Below are 22058 nucleotides of genomic sequence, written 5' to 3' on the forward strand. Positions count from 1 at the left end.
TGCAAGTGCGCCGGCGTGTGCGGGTGCGTGGGGCTGGTCGCGCAATTCCTCGCGAGGGGGTGCGCCTATGTGCCGAGCGCCCCGTCCACCGCCGGACGGGCGGCCGCGGCCGACGGAACGGGGTGCCGCTCGGCGAGGGGGACGAAGTCCGTCGGCGCGGCGTCCCCCAGCACCACCCGCCGCACCACCCGCTCGGCCGCCCGCCCGTCGTCGTACGGACAGAAGCGCTCCCGGAACGCCGCCCGCAACTGCGCCGACCGCGACCCCCGCCAGTGCCCCGTGGCGAAGATGTCGATCAGCTCGTCCTCGCTGCGTGCCACCGCTCCCGGCGGGAAGGAGCGCAGATCGAAGTACGTGCCCCGCGCCGCCTCGTACGCCTCCCAGTCCTCCGCGTGGATCACGATCGGGCGGTCGAGGTTGGCGTAGTCGAACATCAGGGAGGAGTAGTCGGTGACCAGCGCGTCCGAGGCGAGGCACAGGTTCTCCACGCTCGGGTATCCGGTGACGTCCAGCAGCCGGCCGTGCGCCAGGTCCGTCAGCGGCGAGCCGTACCCGTGGTGGGCCCGGGCGAGGACCACGAACCGCGGCCCGAGCTTGCGCAGCACCCGCTCCAGGTCCAGATGGGCGCGCTGCGAGTGGCGGTAGTCGCGGTGCGTGGGGGCGTACAGGACGGCGACCGCGCCCTCGGGGATGCCGAGGTGCTCGCGCACCCGGGCCACGTCCGTCGAATTCGCCCGCAGGAACACGTCGTTGCGGGGTGAGCCGTATTCGAGGGTCGTGTACGGGGACGGGTGGACCCGTTCCCAGACGAGCGTGGAGTGGCGGTTGCCGGACAGCACGTAGTCCCACCGGTCGCTGCCGCGCAGCGCGGCGCCGAAGTCCGTGCCGCGCGCCGCCGCCGGCCGGTCCTGGAGGTCGAGCCCCATGCGCTTGAGCGGTGTGCCGTGCCGGGTCTGCAGCAGGACCTGGCCGCGGCGCTTCACCAGGCTCCGGTCGAAGTCCACGTTGCTCACCAGGTACTTGGAGCGCGCCAGCGCCGTCCAGTACGCCATCGAGCCGGGGAGCACCCGCCGGGTCGCCACCGGGAGCGTGTGGTGGTGCTCCGGGCGCGCGGCCCAGGAGGTGCGCATCCGGGGGACGTACGTACGGAAGGCGTTCTCCAGCGCGGCCGGACTGCACTCGTAGCCCCGGCCGTCGTACGCGGCGAACACCGCCCGGTCGGCACGCAGCGGAAGGAGGCGCTGGAGGCGGTAGTGCAGACGCAGCCCGGCCGTGCGGAACAGCCCGGCGAGGCCCCGCACGAGGCGTCCGGCGCCCCGGCCCAGCCGCGCCCCGGCCCACAGGGCGCGGTGGAGGCGCTGACCGCCGAGCCGCAGGAGCGCGTGCCGGAGCCGGGCGCGGGCGCGGACGGGGGCGCCCGGGGTGCGGTAGCGGGCGCAGTGCGCGCGGACCGTGCGCACGAACTCGGCGCGAGCCTCGCGCGGCAGCCGGTGGCGCTCGGACAGCACGGAGGTGAGGTGGTCGACCATGAGCCGGAACAGGATCGGACGCCACTGCGCCAACTCCGGTCGCCCGTCGACGTACTCGAACACTCGGTCGTACTGTTCGAACACGTCGAAGTGGGCGCGGGTGGTCGCCCCGAGCAGGCTGCCGTGGCGGCGCCGACGGTGGTGGACACAGACCCGGTCGAGGGTGGCGACGGACTCGGCGGTCATCAGGACGGGGTAGGTCCACGCCGTGTCCTCGTACACGCCGGGCGGCAGGCGGAAGTCGTGGTCCTCGACGAACTCCCGCTTGTACGCCTTGTTCCACACCACCGGGCGGACGTTCAGCAGGCCCGGACGGTCGCCCAGGCGGAAGGGGGCGGGGCCCCGCTCGGTGAGCTGGGGGGCGTGTTCGTCGCGGACGGACTCGCCCGACCAGGAGACGCGGGCGAAGTCGTGGACGAGGACGTCCGGTTCTCCGGTCTCCTTGACGCGGTCGGCGATCGCCTGGAGCGCTCCCGGTGTGAACGTGTCGTCCCCGTCGAGGAAGAGGAGGTAGTCCCCCCTCGCGTACTCCATCCCCTTGTTGCGGGCGGTGCCCGGGCCGGCGTTCTCCCGCAGGCGCACGGTGCGCCGCACCCGGGGGTCGCGGGCCGCGGTCTCGTCGGCGATCGCGCCGCAGTTGTCGGGGGAGGCGTCGTCGACGACGATCAGTTCGAGATCGGTGAAGGACTGGGAGAGCACGGAATCCAGGCATTCCTGCAGGTACGCCTGAACCTTGTACGCGGGAACGATGACACTGAACCTGGGCAAGAGGGACATCCATGGGTCGGCGCGGGCATACTGCCCGGAAACGGCCGATGGGATGATTTGGTTACGGCGCGTGTTCCATACGGGGGATTTCAGGGGGAGTTGGGGGCGCGCGGGTGTGTATCGGGTGCGGGCGGTGGTGAGTTGCGCGACCAGCCCCCGCACCTCATCCCGCACCCGCCCCCGATCCCGCGCCCGCCGGACCGCACCCGCCCCCCGATCCCGCACCCGAACCCGCGCCCGCCGGACCGCGCCCGCCCCCGATCCCGCACCCGCGCCCGCCGGACCGCGGCCGTCGCCGCCGAACTCCCGTGCGGCCGTGCCTACTTCACGGCCCCCGCCATCACCCCCGACACGAACTGCCGCTGGAACGCGAAGAACACGGCCAGCGGGATCACCATCGAGATGAACGCACCCGGCGCCAGCACCTCGATGTTGCTGCCGAACTGCCGTACCTGCTGCTGGAGCGCGACCGTCAGCGGCTGGGAGTCGGAGCTGGAGAACACCAGCGCGACCAGCATGTCGTTCCACACCCACAGGAACTGGAAGATCCCGAGGGACGCCAACGCCGGTGCGGCCAGCGGCAGGACGACCGTCACGAACAGCCGCACCTCACCCGCCCCGTCCAGCCGCGCCGCCTCCAGCAGCTCACGCGGGATCTCCGCGAAGAAGTTCCGCAACAGGAAGATCGCGAACGGCAGTCCGAAGCCGACGTGGAAGAGGACGACACCGATGATGTCGCCGAAGATCCCGAGGTCGCGGAAGAGCCCGGACAGCGGGATCAGCGCCACCTGCACCGGCACCACGAGCAGCCCCACGACGGCCATGAACCACCAGTCGCGGCCCTTGAAGTCCAGCCAGGCGAAGGCGTATCCGGCCATCGCGCCGATCATCACGACCAGCAGCGTCGCCGGGACCGTGATCCAGACCGTGTTGAACAGGGCGTCCGTGATGCCGTCGTTCTCCAGCAGCGACCGGTAGCTCCGGGTGGTGAGTTGGGCCGGAGCCGAGAACACCGTCCACCAGCCGGAGGCGGAGATGTCGGTCGGGTCGCGGAACGACGAGACCAGCAGCCCGAAGGTCGGCACCAGCCAGAACAGCGCCACCAGCAGCAGGAACACACGCAGCACGCCGCCCGCCGCGCCGCTCGCGAGCCGGGCGGCGACGGAGCGTTTTTCGGCAGTCATGGAGCGCTCCTCGACAGTCGTCACCGCTGGCGCTCCTTCCTGAGGCGCCGGATGTTGACCCACATCACCGGCAGCACGAGCAGCAGCAGGACCACACCGATCGCGCTGCCGAGACCGAAGTCGCCCCCGCCGCCGTACGACACCAGATACAGCTGCAGGGCCAGCACGTTGGCCTCGTCCTGGGTGGGCTGGGGGGCGATGATGTAGACGAGGTCGAACACCTTCATCACGTTGATCATCAGTGTGACGAGGACGACGACCAGCACCGGTGCGAGCAGCGGCACGGTGACCTTCCGGAACACCTGCCACTCGTTCGCCCCGTCCACCCGGGCCGCTTCGAGCAGATTGCGGTCGACCCCGGCGAGGCCCGCCGCGATCAGCACCATCGCGAAGCCGGCCCACATCCAGACGTACGACCCGATGACGGCGGGGGTGACGAGCGTGGGGCCCAGCCAGTCGATGCCGTTGTAGGGCGCCGCGAAGTTCGAGCCGGGCAGCCTGAGCCGGGACCCGTCGGCGGACTCCGGCAGGCTGAAGGTGCCGTCGGAGCCGCTGGTCGCGGTGGCGACGACCTCGCCGCCCTTCACCGCCTCGACCTCGACGCCCTTCAGCGCCTTCTCGCCCGGATCGACGGCCCCCTTCTCGCCGCCACCGCCGAGCCGGAAGTCCAGCCAGACGGTGCCGGTGATGCCGTCGCCCTTCCCGGGCCCGGCGGCCTTGGCGTCCTGGGCGTCGCCGGGCAGCCGGTTGGGCGCGATACCGACGAGCGGGAGGAGCGCCGGCGTGCCCGCCCGCACGGTGCCCTCCGTGGTGAACGAACCGCCGCCGGACGCCCGCAGATCGCTGACCTGGGCGTTCGGCCGGGCCTTCGGATACACGGACTCGTCGACGAAGACGTCGTGCACGGACGTCACGACCGCGTTGGCGACACCCTGGTCCGGGTCCTGCTCGTACACCAGCCGGAAGATGATGCCCGCCGCGAGCATCGAGATCGCCATCGGCATGAAGACGATCAGCTTGAACGCCGTTCCCCAGCGGACGCGTTCGGTCAGCACCGCGAAGATCAGCCCGAGCGCGGTGACCAGCGCGGGGGCCACCGCGACCCAGATCGCGGTGTTGCGTACGGCGACGAGGGTGGAGTCGTCGGAGAAGATCTCCGCGTAGTTGTCGAGGCCGACGAAGCCCGAGCCGTCCGCGTCGAACAGGCTCCGCCAGACCGAGTACCCGATCGGGTAGACCACGAGCGCGCCGAGCAGCACCAGCGCGGGCAGCAGAAACAGCACCGCCACCCACAGCCGGGTGCCCGTCACGCTCTTGCGCGATGCGGCGGGGGGCGTCGGCAGCGCGCCGGCGCCCCCCGCCGTCTTCGTCACGGCAGACGGCATGAGGTCGTCGTCAGCCGTTCCCGTAGGCCTTCGCCGCGTCGGTCTCCAACTGCTTCTGGGCACCGGCCACGTCGTCGGGGTCCTTCAGGAAGTCCTGCAGGTCCTTCCACTCACCGACGCCCTGGGTGCCGCCGAAGGCGGCCGGGGCCTGGTCCGACATGTCGAAGCGGAAGTCGTCGCCCGCCGCGAGCAGCGCCTTGGCGATCTCCCGGGTGACGTCGTCCTTGTAACTGCCCTCGTCCATCTCCTTGTTGGGGGAGAGGAAGCCGCCCTGTGCCGCCCAGATCTCGGCCGCGTCGGTCGAGGCGAGGAAGGTGAGCAGCGCCTGCGCGCCCTTGCCGTCCTTCAGGGCCACGGCCGCGTCGCCGCCGGTGACCACGGGGGAGTCGTCGCCGACCGCCGGGAAGGGGAAGACCTTCGCGTCCGTGCCGATCTTCGCGTCCGTGTCGCCGTTGATGGTGACGGCCACGAAGTCGCCCTCGAACACCATGCCCGCCGGGGTGTCCCCGCCGAAGGTCTGCGTGATCGACTTCGGGTACTCCGTCTGCAGCGCGCCGGACGCCCCGCCCGCGATCAGGTCGTCCTTGCCCCACAGCTGGGCGAGCGTGGTGAGGGCCTCCTTGACCGAGGGGTCGGTCCACTTGATCTCGTGCTTGGCGAGCTGGTCGTACTTCTCCGGGCCCGCCTGCGAGAGGTAGACGTTCTCGAACCAGTCGGTGAGCGTCCAGCCGTCGGCGCCGCCGATGGACACGGCGGGGGAGCCGGCGTCCGAGAGGGTCTGCGCGGTCTGCAGGAACTCCTCCCACGTCTTGGGTTCCTCGGTGATGCCCGCCGCCTCGAAGGCCGCGGTGTTGTACCAGACGAGGGACTTGTTGGCGGCCTTCGCGTAGACGCCGTACTGCTTGCCCTCGTACGCGCCGAGGTCCTTCCAGCCGTCCGAGAAGTTCTTGTCCAGCTGTGCCTGGGCCTCGCTGCCGAGCGGCTTCACCCAGCCCTTCTCGGCGAACTGGTGCAGCACACCGACCTGGGGCAGGAACGCCACGTCCGGCGGCTTGCCGCCCTCGATCTTCGTACCGAGGAACGTGGAGGTGTTGTTGCCGGTCGGTACGAACGTCACCGAGGCGCCGGTGCGTTTCTCGAACTCGTCCAGCACCTTCTGGAAGTTGTCCAGCTCCGGGCCCGTGAAGACCGCCGCGACCTCCAGCTTCTGGCCGTCCAGCTTGGGCAGGCGCACGGTGGCCTCGTTGCCGCCCTCGCTGCCGTTGTCCCCCTTGTCGCCGCCGTCGTCGTCACCTCCGCACGCGGTGAGGGAGAGGGCGAGGACACCTGCGGCGAGGGCCGCGAGGGCTCTGGCCGTGGGAGGACGGGTGGACCTGCCAGGGGATGTGGGCTTGCGGGTGCGAACCGTATGACCTGAGAGGCGAATCCCGTTCAAGCGGTGTGTGCGGTGCGTGCCGTGCGTGTTGCGCATCTCTGACCCCGTTCTCCGTGCGTCGTCGAACGTAGAGCGCTGTCCCGTCCGCTCTGGTCTACGCCGCGTGGTCGGGGGCGGCAAGAGCGCCTGCCGCGTCAGCGTCTTGATCGTGACCGCGTCGTGACCATGGAGGTGGTGTCGGGGCCCCTTCGCCGCGGGGGTGCGCCGTCGCGGGCGGGCGCCTGTGCGCGGAGGGCGCGGGCGCCGTTCCCCGCGCCCCGAGAGGCCCTGCGACCCCCTCCCGGGGATGCTGCGCGGGGAGGGCGGCACCCCGTCCGAGTCATGGTTGCTCGCGCCCCTGGGAGGGCCCGCGGCCCGTCGGGGGGCGTTGCGCCGTGCGGGTGAGTGGCGGTCTGCGCGTCGTGATCGCCCGCGTCGGTCCCCGCGCCCCTGGAGGGCGCCTGCGGCCCTCCAGGGGTGTCGGGGGTGTTCAGAGCAGGGACGGTACGTCCGTTGCCGAGACCTCTCGGGCCGCGCGGTCCAGGGCGCTGGCCAGGAGGGCCAGGTCGGTGGGGCCGTTGCCCAGTTCGCGGACGGGACGGCGGGCCGGGGGGTCGCCCATGCGTGACCAGTCGAGCGGCACCACGGTCGGGCGGAGGGTCGCGGTGCGGGGGATGCGGCCCGTGACGCGGCCCGCCTGGAACGCGGTCGTCCGGCCTCCCTCGCCCAGCAACTCCCCCCGGCCGGGCGCGGGTTCGTCCGGACCCGGCATCGGCGCGCTCAGGACCACGCGTCCGCCCGCCGCCCGGCCCAGCTCACTCTCGCCCGCGCGCCCGCCGACACCGGTCGTGGCGACGAGATGCACCCCGAGACGCTCGCCCTCCCGGGCCACCGCCTCCAGGGCCCGTACGACGGAACCCGCCGCCGGCCGCCCCGTGGACCCCAGGGCGGGGGAGAGCAGGGCGTCCAGGTCGTCGACGACGACGACGAGCCGGGGCAGCTCCGAGGCCGGACTCCTGGCGGCCCCGCCTCTGCCGTCCGGGTCGGTGTTCCTGCGGCTCGCCGCCGGCCGCAGCCGCAGGGTGGAGCTGGAGGACGAGTCGAGGTCGGCGGCCCCGGCCCCCGACGCCCCGGCCCCCGACGCCCCGGGCCGCGACGGCGCCGAGCGCTGCGGGACGATACGCCCCGAGACCTCACGCCGCGTGTGCCACTCCACGAACCCCAGCCCGCCGAGCAGTTCGTACCGCCGCTTCAGCTCCGTGATCAGGGACTGCGCGAACTCCCGCATCCGGACGGGGTCGTTGGCCGTGAGATGCGTCCCCACATGGGGCAGGTCGGTACAGACCCCCAACCCCTCCCCGGCCCGCCCGCCTCCGCCACCGCCGTCCCGTCCGTCGACGAGGGCGATGCCCAGCCGGTCGGGCCGTTCGGCGGCGGCGAGCGACGCGGCGACCGACCGCAGCAGCTCCGTACGGCCGCTCCCGGCAGGCCCCTCGATCAGCAGATGCGGGCCCTCGGCCACCAGGTCCACGGAGACCGGACCGCGCGGCCCCGCGCCGAGCACGGCCCAGGCCCGGCCGCCGAGCGCCGTCGTGTCGTCGGCGGCGTCCGCCCACCGGGTCATCAGCGACGCCGGTGTGGCCCGCGCCAGCCCCAACTCGTCCAGCAGCCGCGCCGACTGCGGCAGCGGCGCCGAGACGCGCGTCTGCCGGTCCCCGGCCGCCCCGTCCGACCCGTCCGTCCGCAGCGGCGCCAGCGCCCGCGCGAACCGCTCCGCCCACGCCGGGGACACCGCGTCGAGCGTGGCCACCGTGCCGTGGTTCAGCAGCCCCGGCGCCCCGCCCGGGTCCAGGGAGGCGAGATCCTGGGTGCCCGGATGCGTCCGCTCCTCGGCTCCGGAGCGCACGCTCCCCGCGAGGTCGATGTGGGTGTGCGTACGGCCCCCCGTGGTGGGGTCCGCCGAGGCGGAGCCGTGGGCGGGGGCGACCCGGCCCGAACGGTCCTCCCGGGAACGGCCCGGCGCGGCGCCGTCCGCCGGACGACCGGAGCCGGCCGCACCCGGTGCCCCGGAGCCGCCCCCCGCGCCGGATCCGGCGGAGGCGACCCGCAGCAGGCGCAGCGCCGTGGCCACGTCACCGCTGAGCAGGGCGACGGCCCCGCACGCGCGGAACGCGGGCGAGCTCTCGCAGGCCGCCGTGTAGGTCTCCGTCACCGGCGAGGCGGGTGACGCGGACTCCGTCTCGGCGAGGCACACGACATGGATCCCGGCCAGGGGCCCTTCCTGCGCCAGCCGCACCACGGCCTCCCGCACATCGGCGCCTCCGGGGTCCCCGTCCACGATCACCACCGTGTACGGCCCCGTGAAGCCACCGCCCGCCGGTCCGTCCTCCCGGGCCCACGAGGGCCGCCGCACGGTCCGCCGACCGGCCCCGCCCTCGTTCCCGCCGGTCCCGCGATCGGCCGGGCCGGGTGTCCCGGTCGCCGTCGCACGTCTGCCGTCGGCGCCCGGCGTGCTCCCGGGCGCGTGTCCCGCCGCGTCCGCCGCGTGGTCCTCCACCCGGCGCAGCAGCTCGTCCAGCCGGGCCGTCGTCTGCTCGCGGTCGTAGGCGAGGAGGAGGCGGCAGTCCTGGCCGTGGGCGGGGCGGAGATGGGGGAGCCAGCCGAGCCAGGACCAGTCGGCGGCCCGTTCCCCGGCGGAGCGGGAGCGGTCCGCGCTGATCAGGACCAGTTCCAGGGCGTCGGGGGAGTGCAGCGCGGCGAGCTGGGCCACGACCGCGCGGGTCAGCCCCATCAGCCGGGGGCGCGGCCCGGCCAGCCCCAGCGCCCCGACCTCACGCAGCCCGGTGGTCACCGGCACCGCCGGCAGCAGTCCCGATCCGTCCGGCGCCGCCCGGTCCGCCGTCCCCAGCCGCACCGTCAGTGCCTCCGGGTGTCCCGGCCCCCGCTCCCACAGCCGGGCACCCGGCCCGAGGGCGGTGAGCAGCAGCGCGGCGGGATCCGGCCAGGTCTCCGGCAGCCGCTCCCCACCGGAAGAGAGCAGCGAGGCCATCGCCCCGCGCTCGTCCTCGTCGTCCTCCGTGTCGTACTCGTAGGGGTCGTACTCGGCCTCCGCCTGGGTCCGCCCGCCGGCCAGGCGCCGGGCCCAGGCTCCGAAACCGCCCCGTCTCCGCACCCCGCGCGGCACGTCCGTGCCCCGGAGGGGAGTGCCCTTGCGCGTGCCGGAACCGGCGGGCCCGTCGACGTCCCCGGGATCAGTCGGTTCGCCGGAGTCGCCGGGGCCGCCCGGCCCGGGGGATCCACCGGCGTGGAAGGCGGCCGAACCGTCCGCGACACCCGCCGCGCGCGTGTCTCCGGGCCCGTGCACGTCTCCGGGCCGGTACGTGCCACCGGGCCCGCGTGAGGCACCGGGCCCATGGGCGTCCCCGGCACCGCGGTGGTCCTCGGCATCACGGGGGTGATCACCGCGGGTGTCGCCGACGCGGCCAGGGGTGTCCGTCGCGCCGCCGCCGGTCGCGCCGCCGTCCTCGTGCGCGTGGTCCTGGCCCGTACCGGACGCGGCCCTCCGGCCCGCGCCGACGGCCTCCGCGCCCTCCGCCGTCCGTTCGATCCCGGGCATTCCGCCCTGCCCCGGCACCGTCCGCCGCTCGGCACGGCCCTGTCCGGCGCCGTGCGGCGCCCCCGCTCCCGCGGGGGAACCCGCTTCCGGGCCCCCGACGCGCACCCGGACGTGCCCTTCCCCGTCCGGTGCCGTCGAGATCCCCCGTGCCCCCGACGAGGAGGCCAGACGGAGCGCGGACTCGCCGATGCGCAGCAGCGCGCCCGGGACGAGGCGCACCGGGCGGTCGCCCACGCGGGCGCCGTCGAGGGTGGTGCCGTTGGTGGAGCCGAGGTCGACGACGGAGACGCGGCCGTCGGAGGCGAGGGTGACCGCGCAGTGCAGGCGGGAGACGTCCGGGTCGTCGAGCGGGACGTCGGCGTCGGCGGAACGGCCGATGTGGATCTTTCCGCCGTGCAGCAGATGGACGCCGCCCGCGTCGGGGCCGGCCACGACATGGAGCTGCGCGGCGGCCTCGTCGACCTCGGGGCCCGCTTCGGCGGGGGTGCCCAGGGAGAGCACGGCGCCGTCGATGAGGGGCGGCTCGCCGAGGGTGCAGCGCTGGGCGTCGAGGCGCTCGGCACCGGCGTAGAGCACGACCTGCCCGCCCCCGGCCTCCCGGCTGCGCTCCAGCCGCTCCGCGCCGCCCTCGCCGACGGCGGACGCGAGGCCCGCGGTCACGGCGGCCAGCGCCGTCCCGGCGGGCGCCGTGACCAGCACGTCGCAGGCCGTGGCACGTCCTCGCGGCTCGGAGGTCGGTCCCAGCGGGTCTACGACGGTCAGCCGGATCTGCATCGCCGTCAGCGGTCCCTTCCGCGCGGGCACCCGCGACGACGAGACGAGACTGCGCGGTCCCCACCGCAGACTTCCCCCACCGCTCACGGGCACGTCGGCCAGTACTGGAGGCATCCTCGCACCTGCCACCGACAACGCGCCCGCCGCCCAGCATCAAGTGATCTTGATTGGTCGGCTCTGCCCCCAAAAGTGCCTGACCAGTGCCCGCTAGTTGATCACTTGAGATCGGTCACGTCCCTTTCGGGAACGGCGTACGTCCGTATCGACCACCGCGTCCGTCCGTATCCGGAACGACCCTCGTCCGTCCGCGGCAACCAACCGACCAGGCGTGAGCGTCTTTCCATCGAACGCACACGGGTACCCGTACGTACTCGCGGACACGGACACCGGCAGGCGGCTCACAGCAGGTCGGACCAAGTCACAGCAAAACGGACGGGAAAAGTCAGGAAGACGACAGTCCGGTACCGCGGACGGCCGCACTACAGTGGGTCGGAACGCCCGCGGGACTCCAGGGTGTGACCAGGCAAGCAAGCAACAGGGAGCGCATGACGTGCGGCCGGTAGGGAGCAAGTACCTCCTTGAGGAGCCGATTGGACGCGGCGCCACAGGCACTGTCTGGCGCGCCCGCCAGCGGGAGACCGCGGGGGCCGAGGCGGCCGTGCCCGGACACCCCGGCGAGACCGTGGCGATCAAGGTCCTCAAGGAGGAGCTCGCGAGCGACGCGGACATCGTGATGAGGTTCCTGCGGGAGCGCTCCGTGCTGCTCCGGCTGACCCACCCGAACGTCGTACGGGTACGGGACCTCGTCGTCGAGGGCGATCTGCTGGCGCTCGTCATGGACCTGATCGAGGGCCCCGACCTGCACCGGTATCTCCGGGAGAACGGCCCGTTCTCACCCGTCGGCGCGGCCCTGCTCACCGCCCAGATCGCCGACGCGCTCGCCGCCAGCCACGCCGACGGTGTCGTCCACCGCGATCTGAAGCCCGCCAACGTGCTGCTCAAGCAGGACGGCGGCGAGATGCACCCGATGCTGACCGACTTCGGCATCGCCCGCCTCGCCGACTCCCCGGGCCTGACCCGGACCAGCGAGTTCGTCGGCACGCCCGCGTACGTGGCCCCCGAGTCCGCCGAGGGCCAGCCGCAGACCTCCGCCGTCGACATCTACGGCGCCGGCATCCTGATGTACGAACTGGTCACCGGGCGCCCGCCGTTCAACGGCCAGTCCGCGCTCGAAGTGCTGCACCAGCACCTCAGCGCCGAGCCGCGCCGCCCCTCCACCGTTCCGGACCCGCTGTGGACGGTCATCGAGCGCTGCCTGCGCAAGAACCCGCGCGAGCGGCCCAGCGCCGTCAACCTCGCCCGCGCGCTGCGCATCGTCGCCGAAGGCGTCGGCGTGCACGCGAACTCCATGCAGATCGCCGCCGCCGACGGTGTGGGCCACATCCTCGCCCCCGACCCGGCCCCGGCTCAGGTGCCGGGCGCCGTCCCGGACCCGTTCGGCTCGGCCGACCCGACGCAGGTGCTGCCGCACGGCGCCGGCGCGTACGACCCGAACGCCGCCACCAGCGTGCTCCCGCACACCTCGGGCCCGGCGGGCTCGGGGGACCCCACCACCGTGCTCCCGCACACCGGCGGCTCCGACCCGACGTCCGTCATGCCGCCGGTGCCGTCGCACGACCCCGGCGGACGACCGCCGGAGGAGCCGCACCCCTGGCAGAACCAGCTGCGCGCGGCCCGCGACCGCAACGAGCAGACCCAGATCCAGCAGTACCTCGACCCCGGTGAGGACCCGCTGCGCCGCCGCCCCCAGCGGCAGGCCAACCGCCGGCAGCCCCAGCAGGAGCCGCAGCGTCCTCCGCAGCAGCCGCCGCGCCGGCAGCAGCGCGGGGCCCAGGGCGGGCCCGGCGGCGGATACGGGCACCCGCAGCAACAACAGCCGTACGCGCCCGCGCCCCAGCCGCAGCGCCCGCAGCCGCAGCGGTACGCGCCCGCTCCCACGCCGCAGCCCCAGCAGCCGGCGCCCCGGCCCCAGCGTGAGCCTCGGCCGCCGCGTGAGCCGCGTCGGCGCAGCGCCAATCCGATGCGGATCCCGGGGCTCGGCTGCCTCAAGGGCTGCCTCTTCATGATCGTCCTCTTCCTGGTCGGAGGCTGGCTGATCTGGGAGTTCACGCCCCTCCAGGGGTGGATCGGCACCGGCCAGAGCTGGTGGGGCCAGCTCACCGACTGGGTCGGCGACGCGGCCAAGTGGGTTCGCGAGCTGGACAACGGCACGGGTCAGTGAGACGGGCCCGGGGGGCGAGTCCCGGGCAGTGAATCGGGCCTGATCCGACCCCGGCTTCGACCCCGACCCGGCCCGACCCGACCCGGCCCGACCCGGCCCGGCCCGACCCTGCCCGACCCTGCCTGGACCTCGGCTTCGGCCGCGGTGGTGAGCGGCTGCGGGCCGAGGGGGGTTGGTCGCGCTCTTCCCCATGCTCCCGAAGGGGCGCAGTCACCCACGGCCTTGGCATGCCCGCGTGGCGCGATGGAGGGTGTCTCGTCGCCAGGGTTGGGGATTTGTCGATATCTGAGGGGTGATTTCCGCCTCGGCGGTGAAGGTTGGGGTCCGGGGCGCGTAGCTTTGTCGCCAACACGCGGCCTGTAGGAGCAGTCTTGGGACGGAAGATCGGAAGCCGGTACACCGCGAACCAGATTCTGGGGCGGGGCAGCGCCGGCACGGTGTGGCTCGGTGAGGGCCCGGAGGGCCCCGTCGCCATCAAGCTGCTGCGCGAGGACCTCTCGTCCGACCAGGAACTCGTCGGCCGCTTCGTCCAGGAGCGCACCGCGCTGCTGGGCCTCGACCACCCGAACGTGGTCTCCGTGCGCGACCTCGTCGTCGACGGCAACGACCTGGCCCTCGTCATGGACCTCGTCCGGGGCACGGACCTGCGCACCCGCCTCGACCGGGAGCGGCGCATGGCCCCCGAGGCGGCGGTCGCCATAGTGGCCGACATCGCGGACGGCCTGGCGGCCGCGCACGCCGCCGGAGTCGTCCACCGGGACGTCAAGCCGGAGAACGTGCTGCTGGACATGCAGGGCCCGCTCGGCCCGGGAGGCGCGCACCCGGCCCTCCTGACCGACTTCGGCGTCGCCAAGCTCATCGACTCCCCGCGCCGCACCCGCGCCACCAAGATCATCGGTACGCCGGACTATCTCGCCCCCGAGATCGTCGAGGGCCTGCCGCCCCGCGCGGCCGTGGACATCTACGCCCTCGCGACCGTGCTGTACGAGCTGCTGGCCGGCTTCACCCCGTTCGGCGGCGGCCACCCCGGCGCGGTGCTGCGCCGCCACGTCACCGAGACCGTCGTCCCGCTGCCCGGCATCCCCGAGGAGCTGTGGCAGCTGCTCGTGCAGTGCCTGGCCAAGGCGCCGGCCTCGCGGCTGCGGGCGTCCGAGCTGGCCACGCGCCTGCGGGAGCAGCTGCCCCTGCTGGCCGGGATGCCCCCGCTGGACGTCGACGAGCCCGGGACGGAGTCCGGGGACGGGTACGAGGAGGCGCCCACCGAGGCGGAGGCGCCGCGGGAGCGGGTGCGGCGGGGGGCGGTGCCGCTGGTGCCGGGGGCCAAGCCGGACTCCAACCGCGACACCCATACGTCGATGCGGGTGCCGGGGCCGGACGAGCTGGCCGGGGGTGCGCGGGGGACCGCGCGGGTGCCCCGGGCGGCCGGGGCACCCCGGCCCGGGTCGGCACGCAACCGGGGCAGTGCGGTGCGGCGCCGGCGGATCACGCTGGGCGCGGCGGCGGTGGCGCTGATCGCGGCGGTCGGGGTGGGAGCGTGGGCGGCCACCTCGGGCGACGAGGGCGGCGGGGCGCCGTCCGACACGAAGAACTCGGCGCCGGGCAACCCCTGACCGGGTCGGCCAGTAACTCGGGGGTACTCGTGAAATGGCGCGTGCGGACCGGTGAGGTTTCTCGCGCGGTTCCCCGCGCCCCTGAAAATCCGCGCTCCTGAAGACCCGCGCCCCTGAAAAGCCGCGCCCTGAGACCCGCGCCCCTGAAAAGCCGCCCTGAAGACCCGCGCCCCTGAAAAGCCGGGGCAGGCCCCGAGCTTCTCAACCCACCCAGCCTCCGAGCCGTCATCTTCCGGGCCTGCCGAGTCGTCGTCCTCCGGACCGGCGGACCGTCGCCTTCCGGGCCCACCGGACCGTCGCCTTCCGGGACCGTGGGGCCGGCGTCTTTCAGGCCCGTGAGGGCTGATCTTCCAGGGGCGCGGAGAACCGCGCGACCAGCCCCCGCACACCCGCAGCCGAAGAACGAGCCGGGCGGCAGCCAGGGCCGAGCACCCGGCGGGGCAGCACACCACGCATGGTCACCCGGCGGAGCCGTTACGCTGGAGCCGTGGCAGTCGTCGATGTATCCGAAGAGCTGAAGTCCCTCTCCTCGACCATGGAGTCGATCGAGGCCGTTTTGGACCTCGACAAACTGAGGGCAGACATCGCCGTGCTCGAGGAGCAGGCGGCCGCGCCGTCCCTGTGGGACAACCCGGACGAGGCGCAGAAGATCACCAGCAAGCTCTCCCACCTCCAGGCCGAGGTCAGGAAGGCGGAGGCACTGCGCGGTCGGATCGACGACCTCGGCGTCCTCTTCGAGATGGCCGAGGAGGAGGACGACCCGGACACCCGTGCCGAGGCCGAGTCGGAGCTGACCTCCGTCAGGAAGGCGCTGGACGAGATGGAGGTCCGTACCCTCCTGTCCGGCGAGTACGACTCCCGCGAGGCCCTGGTCAACATCCGCGCCGAGGCCGGTGGTGTGGACGCCGCCGACTTCGCCGAGAAGCTGCAGCGGATGTACCTGCGCTGGGCGGAGCAGAAGGGCTACAAGACCGAGATCTACGAGACCTCGTACGCGGAGGAGGCCGGCATCAAGTCGACCACCTTCGCCGTGCAGGTGCCGTACGCCTACGGCACGCTCTCCGTGGAGCAGGGCACGCACCGGCTCGTGCGCATCTCGCCGTTCGACAACCAGGGGCGGCGCCAGACCTCCTTCGCCGGTGTCGAGGTGCTGCCCGTGGTCGAGCAGACGGACCACATCGAGATCGACGAGTCCGAGCTGCGCGTGGACGTCTACCGCTCGTCCGGGCCCGGCGGCCAGGGCGTCAACACCACCGACTCCGCGGTGCGGCTGACCCACATCCCCACCGGCATCGTGGTCTCCTGCCAGAACGAGCGTTCGCAGATCCAGAACAAGGCGTCCGCGATGAACGTCCTCCAGGCCAAGCTCCTCGACCGGCGCCGGCAGGAGGAGCAGGCCAGGATGGACGCGCTCAAGGGAGACGGCGGCAACTCCTGGGGCAACCAGATGCGTTCGTACGTCCTGCACCCGTACCAGATGGTCAAGGACCTCCGCACCGAGTACGAGGTCGGCAACCCCGAGGCCGTGTTCAACGGCGAGATCGAGGGCTTCCTGGAGGCCGGAATTCGCTGGCGCAAGCAGCAGGACAAGTAGAGCGCCCCGAAACAACGCTTTGTCGACATGGCAACTGCCTTCCATTGGAAGGCAGTTGCCATGTGTGTGTGGAGATGTCTGGGTATTACGTCACACTCACATGTCGTTGTCATGGTCAAATGCGGTGAACGGGACATCGCGCGCGCAACGACCTTGACGTTGCTGCGAAAACTGGGAAGTCTGGCGTATGGCATGCGCATTACTGGGGTGCATGTGAACCGGGGGACTTCGACCCAACCGACTGCTCCCGTTGATCGCGGCCCCGGGCGCTGCTCCATCTACTGATAGCTACTGGGGGTAGCAGCCATATGACGAAGAAGACGCGGATCCGCGTGGCGCGAATAGCCGCCGGTGCCGTGATCGCCGCCGGCGCGTCACTGACCGCCGCGGGTGCCGCTTCCGCGCTGGACCTCGGTGTCGGTGTCGGCGTCAGCACCGACGACGGCGGCTCCGCCGAGGTCGGTGTCTCTGTCCAGACCGGCAACGACACCGAGGGCACCAGCATCGGTGCGTCCGAGGGCACCACATCCGAGGGCACCACGACCGACGGTGGCACGACCACCGACGGCGGGACCACGACCGACGGCGGGACCACCACGGACGGCGGGACCACGACCGACGGTGGCACCACGACCGACGGTGGCACCACCACGGACGGCGGGACCACGACCGACGGCGGTACGACCACCGACGGTGGCACCACGACCGACGGCGGCACCACGACCGACGGCGGTTCGACCTCCAACGGTTCGACGTCCAACGGCTCCTCCAACGGCGGTTCGAACTCCGGCGGTTCGAACTCCGGTGGCTCGACGTCCAACGGCTCTTCCAACGGCGGTTCGAACTCCGGCGGTTCGAACTCCGGTGGCTCGACGTCCAACGGCTCCTCCAACGGCGGTTCGAACTCCGGCGGCTCCACGGACGGCGGCTCGAACTCCGGCGGCTCCACGGACGGCGGCTCGACCTCGGGCGGCTCCACCGACGGCGGCTCCACCTCCGGTGGCACCGACCCCGACGGTGGCAACGACGAGGCCGTCCAGCAGGAGGGCTCCTCGGCTCTCACGGACACGGGCTCGGAGACCCAGGCACAGGGCGCCGGCAGCGGCGAGCTGGCCGAGACCGGTGCCACCGAGACCGCGTTCCTGGTGATCGGCGCCGCCACGATGATCGCCGGCGGTATCGGCTTCCGTCTGCTGCCGCGCCTGATGGTCGGCCGCGGCGCCGCCGCCTGATCGTCCGCGATCGCGCGCACAGCCGTACACAGACGCAAGGCCCGGGGCAGCCAGCCCCGGGCCTTCGTCGTACCTCTGTGCCGCTCTATGCCGTCTGGTGCGCCAGCAGCGCCACCGCCGCTATCAGGATCGCCAGGAGGGCGATCAGGGTCATGGGGCTCAGACTCGCGAAGGGGTTCTCCTGCTGGAGCCGCTCACGGCTGGCCCGGCACACATGGCAGCGGCCCTCGGCGACGGGAGACGCGCAGTTCGCGCACACCAACCGGTCGTACGTCATGCGCCTCGCCCTCCTTGCAATGGCCTCACACATACCTCAACGCTTCGCGGAAGCGGACCGTTCCTCCCCACCACTGTGCCAGGTTCCCCGGGAGGTTGCGCGGGGGCCCGGGAAAGGGGAGGGTGCCCCCCGTCACGCGGCCGGGAGCCGCTGAGGGCTCCTCGCGCTCTTCCCCGCACCTCACACCGGGCCGGGGGCGGTACAGTCTCGTCCATCCATTCCCGACGGCTTGTGGTGCATCCGTGATCCGATTCGACAACGTGTCCAAGGTCTACCCCAAGCAGACCCGCCCCGCACTCAGGGATGTGTCCCTGGAGGTCGAGAAGGGCGAGTTCGTGTTCCTCGTGGGGTCGTCCGGCTCCGGCAAGTCCACCTTCCTGCGGCTGATCCTCCGGGAGGAGCGGTGCAGCCAGGGGCAGGTGCACGTCCTGGGCAAGGATCTCGCGCGCCTGTCCAACTGGAAGGTGCCGCAGATGCGCCGCCAGCTCGGGACGGTGTTCCAGGACTTCCGGCTGCTGCCGAACAAGACCGTCGGTGAGAACGTCGCCTTCGCGCAGGAGGTCATCGGCAAGTCGCGCGGCGAGATCCGCAAGTCCGTGCCGCAGGTGCTGGAACTGGTCGGCCTCGGCGGCAAGGAGGAGCGCAGGCCCGGCGAGCTGTCCGGTGGTGAGCAGCAGCGCGTGGCCATCGCGCGGGCCTTCGTGAACCGGCCCAAGCTCCTCATCGCGGACGAGCCCACCGGCAACCTCGACCCGCAGACCTCCGTCGGCATCATGAAGCTGCTCGACCGGATCAACCGGACGGGCACCACCGTGGTGATGGCGACCCACGACCAGAACATCGTGGACCAGATGCGCAAGCGCGTCATCGAACTGGAGAAGGGCCGCCTCGTCCGCGACCAGGCACGCGGCGTCTACGGCTACCAGCACTGACCGCCCCCGTCCACGGAAAGGCTTAGCGGAACGCCATGCGCGCCCAGTTCGTCCTGTCGGAGATCGGTGTCGGTCTCCGCCGCAACCTCACGATGACCTTCGCGGTCATCGTCTCCGTCGCCCTGTCCCTCGCCCTGTTCGGCGGATCGCTGTTGATGAGCGACCAGGTCGGCCAGATGAAGGGCTACTGGTACGACAAGGTCAACGTCTCGGTCTTCCTCTGCAACAAGAGCGACGCGGAGTCCGACCCCAACTGCGCCAAGGGCGCCGTCACGACCGAGCAGAAGAAGCAGATCAAGTCCGATCTCGACAAGATGGGGGTCGTCGAGAACGTCGAGCACGAGTCGCAGGACGAGGCGTACAAGCACTACAAGGAGCAGTTCGGCGACTCCCCGCTGGCCAGCAGCCTCACGCCGGACCAGATGCAGGAGTCGTACCGGATCAAGCTGAAGGACCCGGAGAAGTACCAGGTCATCGCGAGCGCCTTCAACGGCCGTGACGGTGTGCAGTCGGTGCAGGACCAGAAGGGCATCCTCGACAACCTCTTCCGGCTGCTCGGCTACCTGAACTGGGCGGCGCGCGGTGTCATGGCGGTCATGCTGATCGTGGCACTGCTGCTGATCGTCAACACGGTGCGTGTCTCGGCCTTCAGCCGCCGGCGTGAGACGGGGATCATGCGGCTGGTCGGCGCCTCCGGCTTCTACATCCAGGCGCCGTTCATCATGGAGGCCGCCGTCGCGGGGATCATCGGCGGCACGATCGCCTGTGCCTTCCTGATCCTCGGGCAGTACTTCGTGATCGACAACGGGGTGTCACTGTCCCAGAACCTGCCGTTGATCAATTTCGTCGGCTGGGACGCCGTTCTGACCAAGCTGCCGCTCATCCTCGCGGCGAGCTTCCTGATGCCCGCGTTGGCCGCCTTCTTCGCGTTGCGCAAGTACCTGAAGGTGTGACGCATGCCCCTGGGGCCGTACCGGCAAGGACCGGTACGGCCCTTCGCGTTGTCCTAGACTCGCCGACATGCCAGGCCGCGACGTGTTCTCCCGCCCGTCACCCGCCACCACCCTGTTCGGTGCGCTGCGCGCGGCCCCTCGGCACTCGACCCGCCGCATCGGCCGCGGGGCCGCCCTGAGCCTGGTGTTCGCGAGTGTGCTCGCCACGGGCGCCGCGACCGGTCTCTTCGACGACTCGTCCGGTGGGACGGCCGCCGTCGTGAAGCCCTCCCGCACCGCCCAGGCCGACCGGGAGCAGGACGTCGCCGACGCCGCCGCGGCGGCCATGGCCGAGGGCGAGTCCCCGGTGGAGGCCGCCGAGCGGGCCGTCAGCCGCAGCGGCGACCGGTGGGGCGCGGTCTACTCCGAGGGCGAGTACGAGCAGTTCGAGGAGGCCCTCGACGGCGAGTACACCGGTGTCGGCCTCTGGGCCCGGCTGCGGCGCGACGGTCATGTCGAGGTGGCCCGGGTGCAGGACGGCTCCCCCGCCGCCGACGCCGGGATCCGCGCGGGCGACCGGCTCGTCGGCGTCGACGGGGAGAAGGTCGACGGACGTCCGGTCACCGAGGTCGTCTCCTTACTGCGCGGCGACGCGATCGACGGGGAGACCGGGAACACCGGCACCTCCGAGAGCGCGGCCGCCGGTACGGAGGTGTCGCTGGAGCTGCGGCGCGGCGCCCGGACCCTCCACGAGACCCTGCGCAGGGCCCGCCTCTCCACCGAGGACGTGACCGTGAGCCGCACCGCCGGCGGGGTCGGTGTCATCACGGTCGACGCGTTCACCAAGGGCTCCGGGGACGTCGTACGCAAGGCCGTCGAGCGGTCCGCCGACACGGCGGGCTTCGTCCTCGACCTCCGTGGCAACTCCGGCGGTCTGGTCTCCGAGGCGGTCACCGCCGCCTCCGCCTTCCTCGACGGCGGCCTCGTCGCCACGTACGACGTCAACGGTGAGCAGCGGGCCCTGCACGCCGAACCCGGCGGCGACACCGCCCGAGCGCTGGTCGTGCTGGTCGACGGCGGCACGATGAGCGCGGCCGAGCTGCTCACCGGGGCGCTGCAGGACCGGGGCCGCGCGGTGGTCGTCGGCTCCCGCACCTTCGGCAAGGGCTCGGTGCAGATGCCGAGCCGCCTGCCCGACGGATCCGTCGCCGAACTGACCGTCGGCCACTACCGCACCCCTTCCGGCCGGGGAGTCGACGGCCGCGGCATCACCCCCGACCTCGAAGCGGACGAGGACGCCCTCCAGCGGGCCGAAACGGTGCTGAGCGGCCTCGGGCGGTGAGCCGCCCTCGTTAATCGGCTTCCCGCGGACCCCCTTCGTAGTGCGAAAATGGGCGGCACTATGAGCAAGGGAATGTACGTACCGAAGGAGTCCCAGCCCAAGCAGGGCGGGGCGGCCGCCAAGGGCCGGGACGGCGAGAAGGGCGGCAAGAAGAAGATCGTCGCCCAGAACAAGAAGGCCCGGCACGACTACGCGATCATCGACACCTACGAGGCCGGGCTCGTGCTCACCGGCACGGAGGTCAAGTCGCTGCGCGAGGGCCGGACCTCGCTGGCCGACGGCTTCGTCCAGATCGACCGGGGGGAGGCATGGCTGCACAACGCCCACATCCCCGAGTACCACCAGGGCAGCTGGACCAACCACTCCGCGCGCCGCAAGCGGAAGCTGCTGCTGCACCGCGAGGAGATCGACAAGCTGGAGTCCAAGGCGCAGGAGACGGGTCACACGATCGTGCCCCTCGCGCTGTACTTCAAGGACGGCCGGGCGAAGGCCGAGATCGCTCTCGCACGGGGCAAGAAGGAGTACGACAAGCGGCAGACGCTGCGTGAGCAGCAGGACCGGCGGGAGTCCGACCGGGCGATCGCGGCGGCCAAGCGGAAGCAGCGCGCGTAGCCGCGGCCCCGGCGCCACGGGCGGCGGTGCCACGGGGGGTGGTGCCACGGGAATACGGTGGCACGCGCTCGTGTTGGTCACGTACGATGGCATCCGCACCTCACAGCGGGTGCACACCCTCCTCGGAGGGGCTTGAAAAAACAACATGGGGATGATCGGTTTCGACAGCGGATGTCGAGGCAGGGGAAGCGTGTCGAGGAAGCGGCCACGATCTCGTTAACCACAGGCCGAAAAAAATAATCGCCAATTCCAAGAGCGATTCTCCTCAGCAGCAGTTCTCCCTCGCCGCCTGATCTCAGGTAGCGACGAGACTGCTCCTGGTTAAAAGGAGTGTCAGCCCGGGGCTGTTCCCGACCCGGATCCTGGCATCAGCTAGGGGACTAAACCTTGATCCCGGTCACGGGGTGAAGAGGGAAATCTAACAGTGACTGGGCCCGTCGGCGACTTGTTCGCGTGATCGCCGGGGCCGAGAAAATCACAGCGAACTGCACACGGAGAAGCCCTGGTTCCACACCGTTGGACGCGGGTTCGATTCCCGCCATCTCCACAATTCCCATGTGGGCGAAGCCCCGCTGC

At 72.1% G+C, this 22058-nt stretch carries 14 protein-coding genes and 1 other RNA gene; 9 read left to right on the forward strand and 6 right to left on the reverse strand.

Annotated elements, in window-relative coordinates; translation table 11 throughout:
• Positions 1-65: 65 nt before the first annotated feature.
• The 5 genes from ACZ6BB_RS06205 to ACZ6BB_RS06225 all read right to left on the reverse strand — a co-directional run bounded on the left by ACZ6BB_RS06205 (position 66) and on the right by ACZ6BB_RS06225 (position 10670).
• On the reverse strand, positions 66-2306 hold the full coding sequence (locus ACZ6BB_RS06205) for a bifunctional glycosyltransferase/CDP-glycerol:glycerophosphate glycerophosphotransferase (RefSeq protein ID WP_471614161.1): 2241 nt from the start codon (positions 2304-2306) through the stop codon (positions 66-68).
• A 311-nt stretch (positions 2307-2617) separates the two neighbouring features.
• Positions 2618-3481 carry a carbohydrate ABC transporter permease gene (locus ACZ6BB_RS06210; protein WP_471614162.1) on the reverse strand — a complete coding sequence of 288 codons (864 nt, stop codon included), beginning with the start codon at positions 3479-3481 and terminating at the stop codon, positions 2618-2620.
• 20 nt (positions 3482-3501) lie between these two features.
• A complete protein-coding gene (locus ACZ6BB_RS06215) occupies positions 3502-4866 on the reverse strand; it encodes a carbohydrate ABC transporter permease (protein WP_471614163.1) in 1365 nt (454 codons plus the stop codon).
• 10 nt (positions 4867-4876) lie between these two features.
• Entirely contained in the window at positions 4877-6337 is a 1461-nt protein-coding gene (locus ACZ6BB_RS06220; protein ID WP_471614164.1) for an ABC transporter substrate-binding protein, read from the reverse strand.
• A gap of 433 nt (positions 6338-6770) precedes the next feature.
• On the reverse strand, positions 6771-10670 hold the full coding sequence (locus tag ACZ6BB_RS06225) for an FHA domain-containing protein (RefSeq protein ID WP_471614702.1): 3900 nt from the start codon (positions 10668-10670) through the stop codon (positions 6771-6773).
• A 550-nt stretch (positions 10671-11220) separates the two neighbouring features.
• Here ACZ6BB_RS06225 and ACZ6BB_RS06230 point away from each other — a divergent pair.
• The 4 genes from ACZ6BB_RS06230 (at position 11221) to ACZ6BB_RS06245 (ending at position 17387) form a co-directional block, all read left to right on the forward strand.
• Positions 11221-12951, forward strand: a complete 1731-nt coding sequence (locus tag ACZ6BB_RS06230) for a serine/threonine-protein kinase (RefSeq protein WP_471614165.1) — start codon at positions 11221-11223, stop codon at positions 12949-12951.
• Between the two features lie 371 nt (positions 12952-13322).
• Positions 13323-14561, forward strand: a complete 1239-nt coding sequence (locus ACZ6BB_RS06235) for a serine/threonine-protein kinase (RefSeq protein WP_471614166.1) — start codon at positions 13323-13325, stop codon at positions 14559-14561.
• Between the two features lie 487 nt (positions 14562-15048).
• Complete coding sequence (prfB, locus tag ACZ6BB_RS06240; RefSeq protein WP_471614167.1) at positions 15049-16155, forward strand: peptide chain release factor 2; 1107 nt, start codon at positions 15049-15051, stop codon at positions 16153-16155.
• A gap of 308 nt (positions 16156-16463) precedes the next feature.
• Positions 16464-17387 (forward strand): hypothetical protein, encoded by a 924-nt coding sequence (locus ACZ6BB_RS06245; RefSeq protein ID WP_471614168.1) that lies wholly within the window; start codon positions 16464-16466, stop codon positions 17385-17387.
• Between the two features lie 85 nt (positions 17388-17472).
• On the opposite strand, the gene ACZ6BB_RS06250 is transcribed toward ACZ6BB_RS06245, so the two are convergent.
• Positions 17473-17664: a hypothetical protein gene (locus ACZ6BB_RS06250; protein WP_005486830.1), complete on the reverse strand. Its 192-nt coding sequence runs from the start codon at positions 17662-17664 to the stop codon at positions 17473-17475.
• Positions 17665-17906: 242 nt separating this feature from the next.
• Here ACZ6BB_RS06250 and ftsE point away from each other — a divergent pair, with 242 nt between their 5' ends.
• The 5 genes from ftsE (at position 17907) to ssrA (ending at position 22032) form a co-directional block, all read left to right on the forward strand.
• Complete coding sequence (ftsE, locus tag ACZ6BB_RS06255; RefSeq protein WP_005486827.1) at positions 17907-18596, forward strand: cell division ATP-binding protein FtsE; 690 nt, start codon at positions 17907-17909, stop codon at positions 18594-18596.
• A gap of 35 nt (positions 18597-18631) precedes the next feature.
• Complete coding sequence (gene ftsX / locus ACZ6BB_RS06260) at positions 18632-19549, forward strand: permease-like cell division protein FtsX (protein WP_318811942.1); 918 nt, start codon at positions 18632-18634, stop codon at positions 19547-19549.
• A gap of 67 nt (positions 19550-19616) precedes the next feature.
• The gene (locus ACZ6BB_RS06265) at positions 19617-20870 is read left to right on the forward strand and encodes a S41 family peptidase (protein ID WP_471614169.1); all 1254 of its coding nucleotides are present in this window, start codon (positions 19617-19619) and stop codon (positions 20868-20870) included.
• 72 nt (positions 20871-20942) lie between these two features.
• Positions 20943-21482, forward strand: coding sequence for an SsrA-binding protein SmpB (smpB, locus tag ACZ6BB_RS06270; RefSeq protein WP_471614703.1), 540 nt, complete (start codon positions 20943-20945; stop codon positions 21480-21482).
• Between the two features lie 147 nt (positions 21483-21629).
• Positions 21630-22032, forward strand: a transfer-messenger RNA (tmRNA) gene (gene ssrA / locus ACZ6BB_RS06275).
• Positions 22033-22058 lie beyond the last annotated feature (26 nt).

The sequence above is a fragment of the Streptomyces sp. NPDC041108 genome (assembly GCF_055592645.1).

Bases quoted from the DNA above. Each gene is read 5' to 3' on its own strand.
- ACZ6BB_RS06205 (WP_471614161.1), bottom strand. From the start codon at position 2,306: ATGTCCCTCTTGCCCAGGTTCAGTGTCATCGTTCCCGCGTACAAGGTT.
- smpB (WP_471614703.1), top strand. From the start codon at position 20,943: ATGTACGTACCGAAGGAGTCCCAGCCCAAGCAGGGCGGGGCGGCCGCC.
- ACZ6BB_RS06250 (WP_005486830.1), bottom strand. From the start codon at position 17,664: ATGACGTACGACCGGTTGGTGTGCGCGAACTGCGCGTCTCCCGTCGCC.
- ACZ6BB_RS06210 (WP_471614162.1), bottom strand. From the start codon at position 3,481: ATGACTGCCGAAAAACGCTCCGTCGCCGCCCGGCTCGCGAGCGGCGCG.
- ftsX (WP_318811942.1), top strand. From the start codon at position 18,632: ATGCGCGCCCAGTTCGTCCTGTCGGAGATCGGTGTCGGTCTCCGCCGC.
- ACZ6BB_RS06215 (WP_471614163.1), bottom strand. From the start codon at position 4,866: ATGCCGTCTGCCGTGACGAAGACGGCGGGGGGCGCCGGCGCGCTGCCG.
- ACZ6BB_RS06220 (WP_471614164.1), bottom strand. From the start codon at position 6,337: ATGCGCAACACGCACGGCACGCACCGCACACACCGCTTGAACGGGATT.
- ACZ6BB_RS06265 (WP_471614169.1), top strand. From the start codon at position 19,617: ATGCCAGGCCGCGACGTGTTCTCCCGCCCGTCACCCGCCACCACCCTG.
- ACZ6BB_RS06225 (WP_471614702.1), bottom strand. From the start codon at position 10,670: ATGCAGATCCGGCTGACCGTCGTAGACCCGCTGGGACCGACCTCCGAG.
- ACZ6BB_RS06245 (WP_471614168.1), top strand. From the start codon at position 16,464: ATGACGAAGAAGACGCGGATCCGCGTGGCGCGAATAGCCGCCGGTGCC.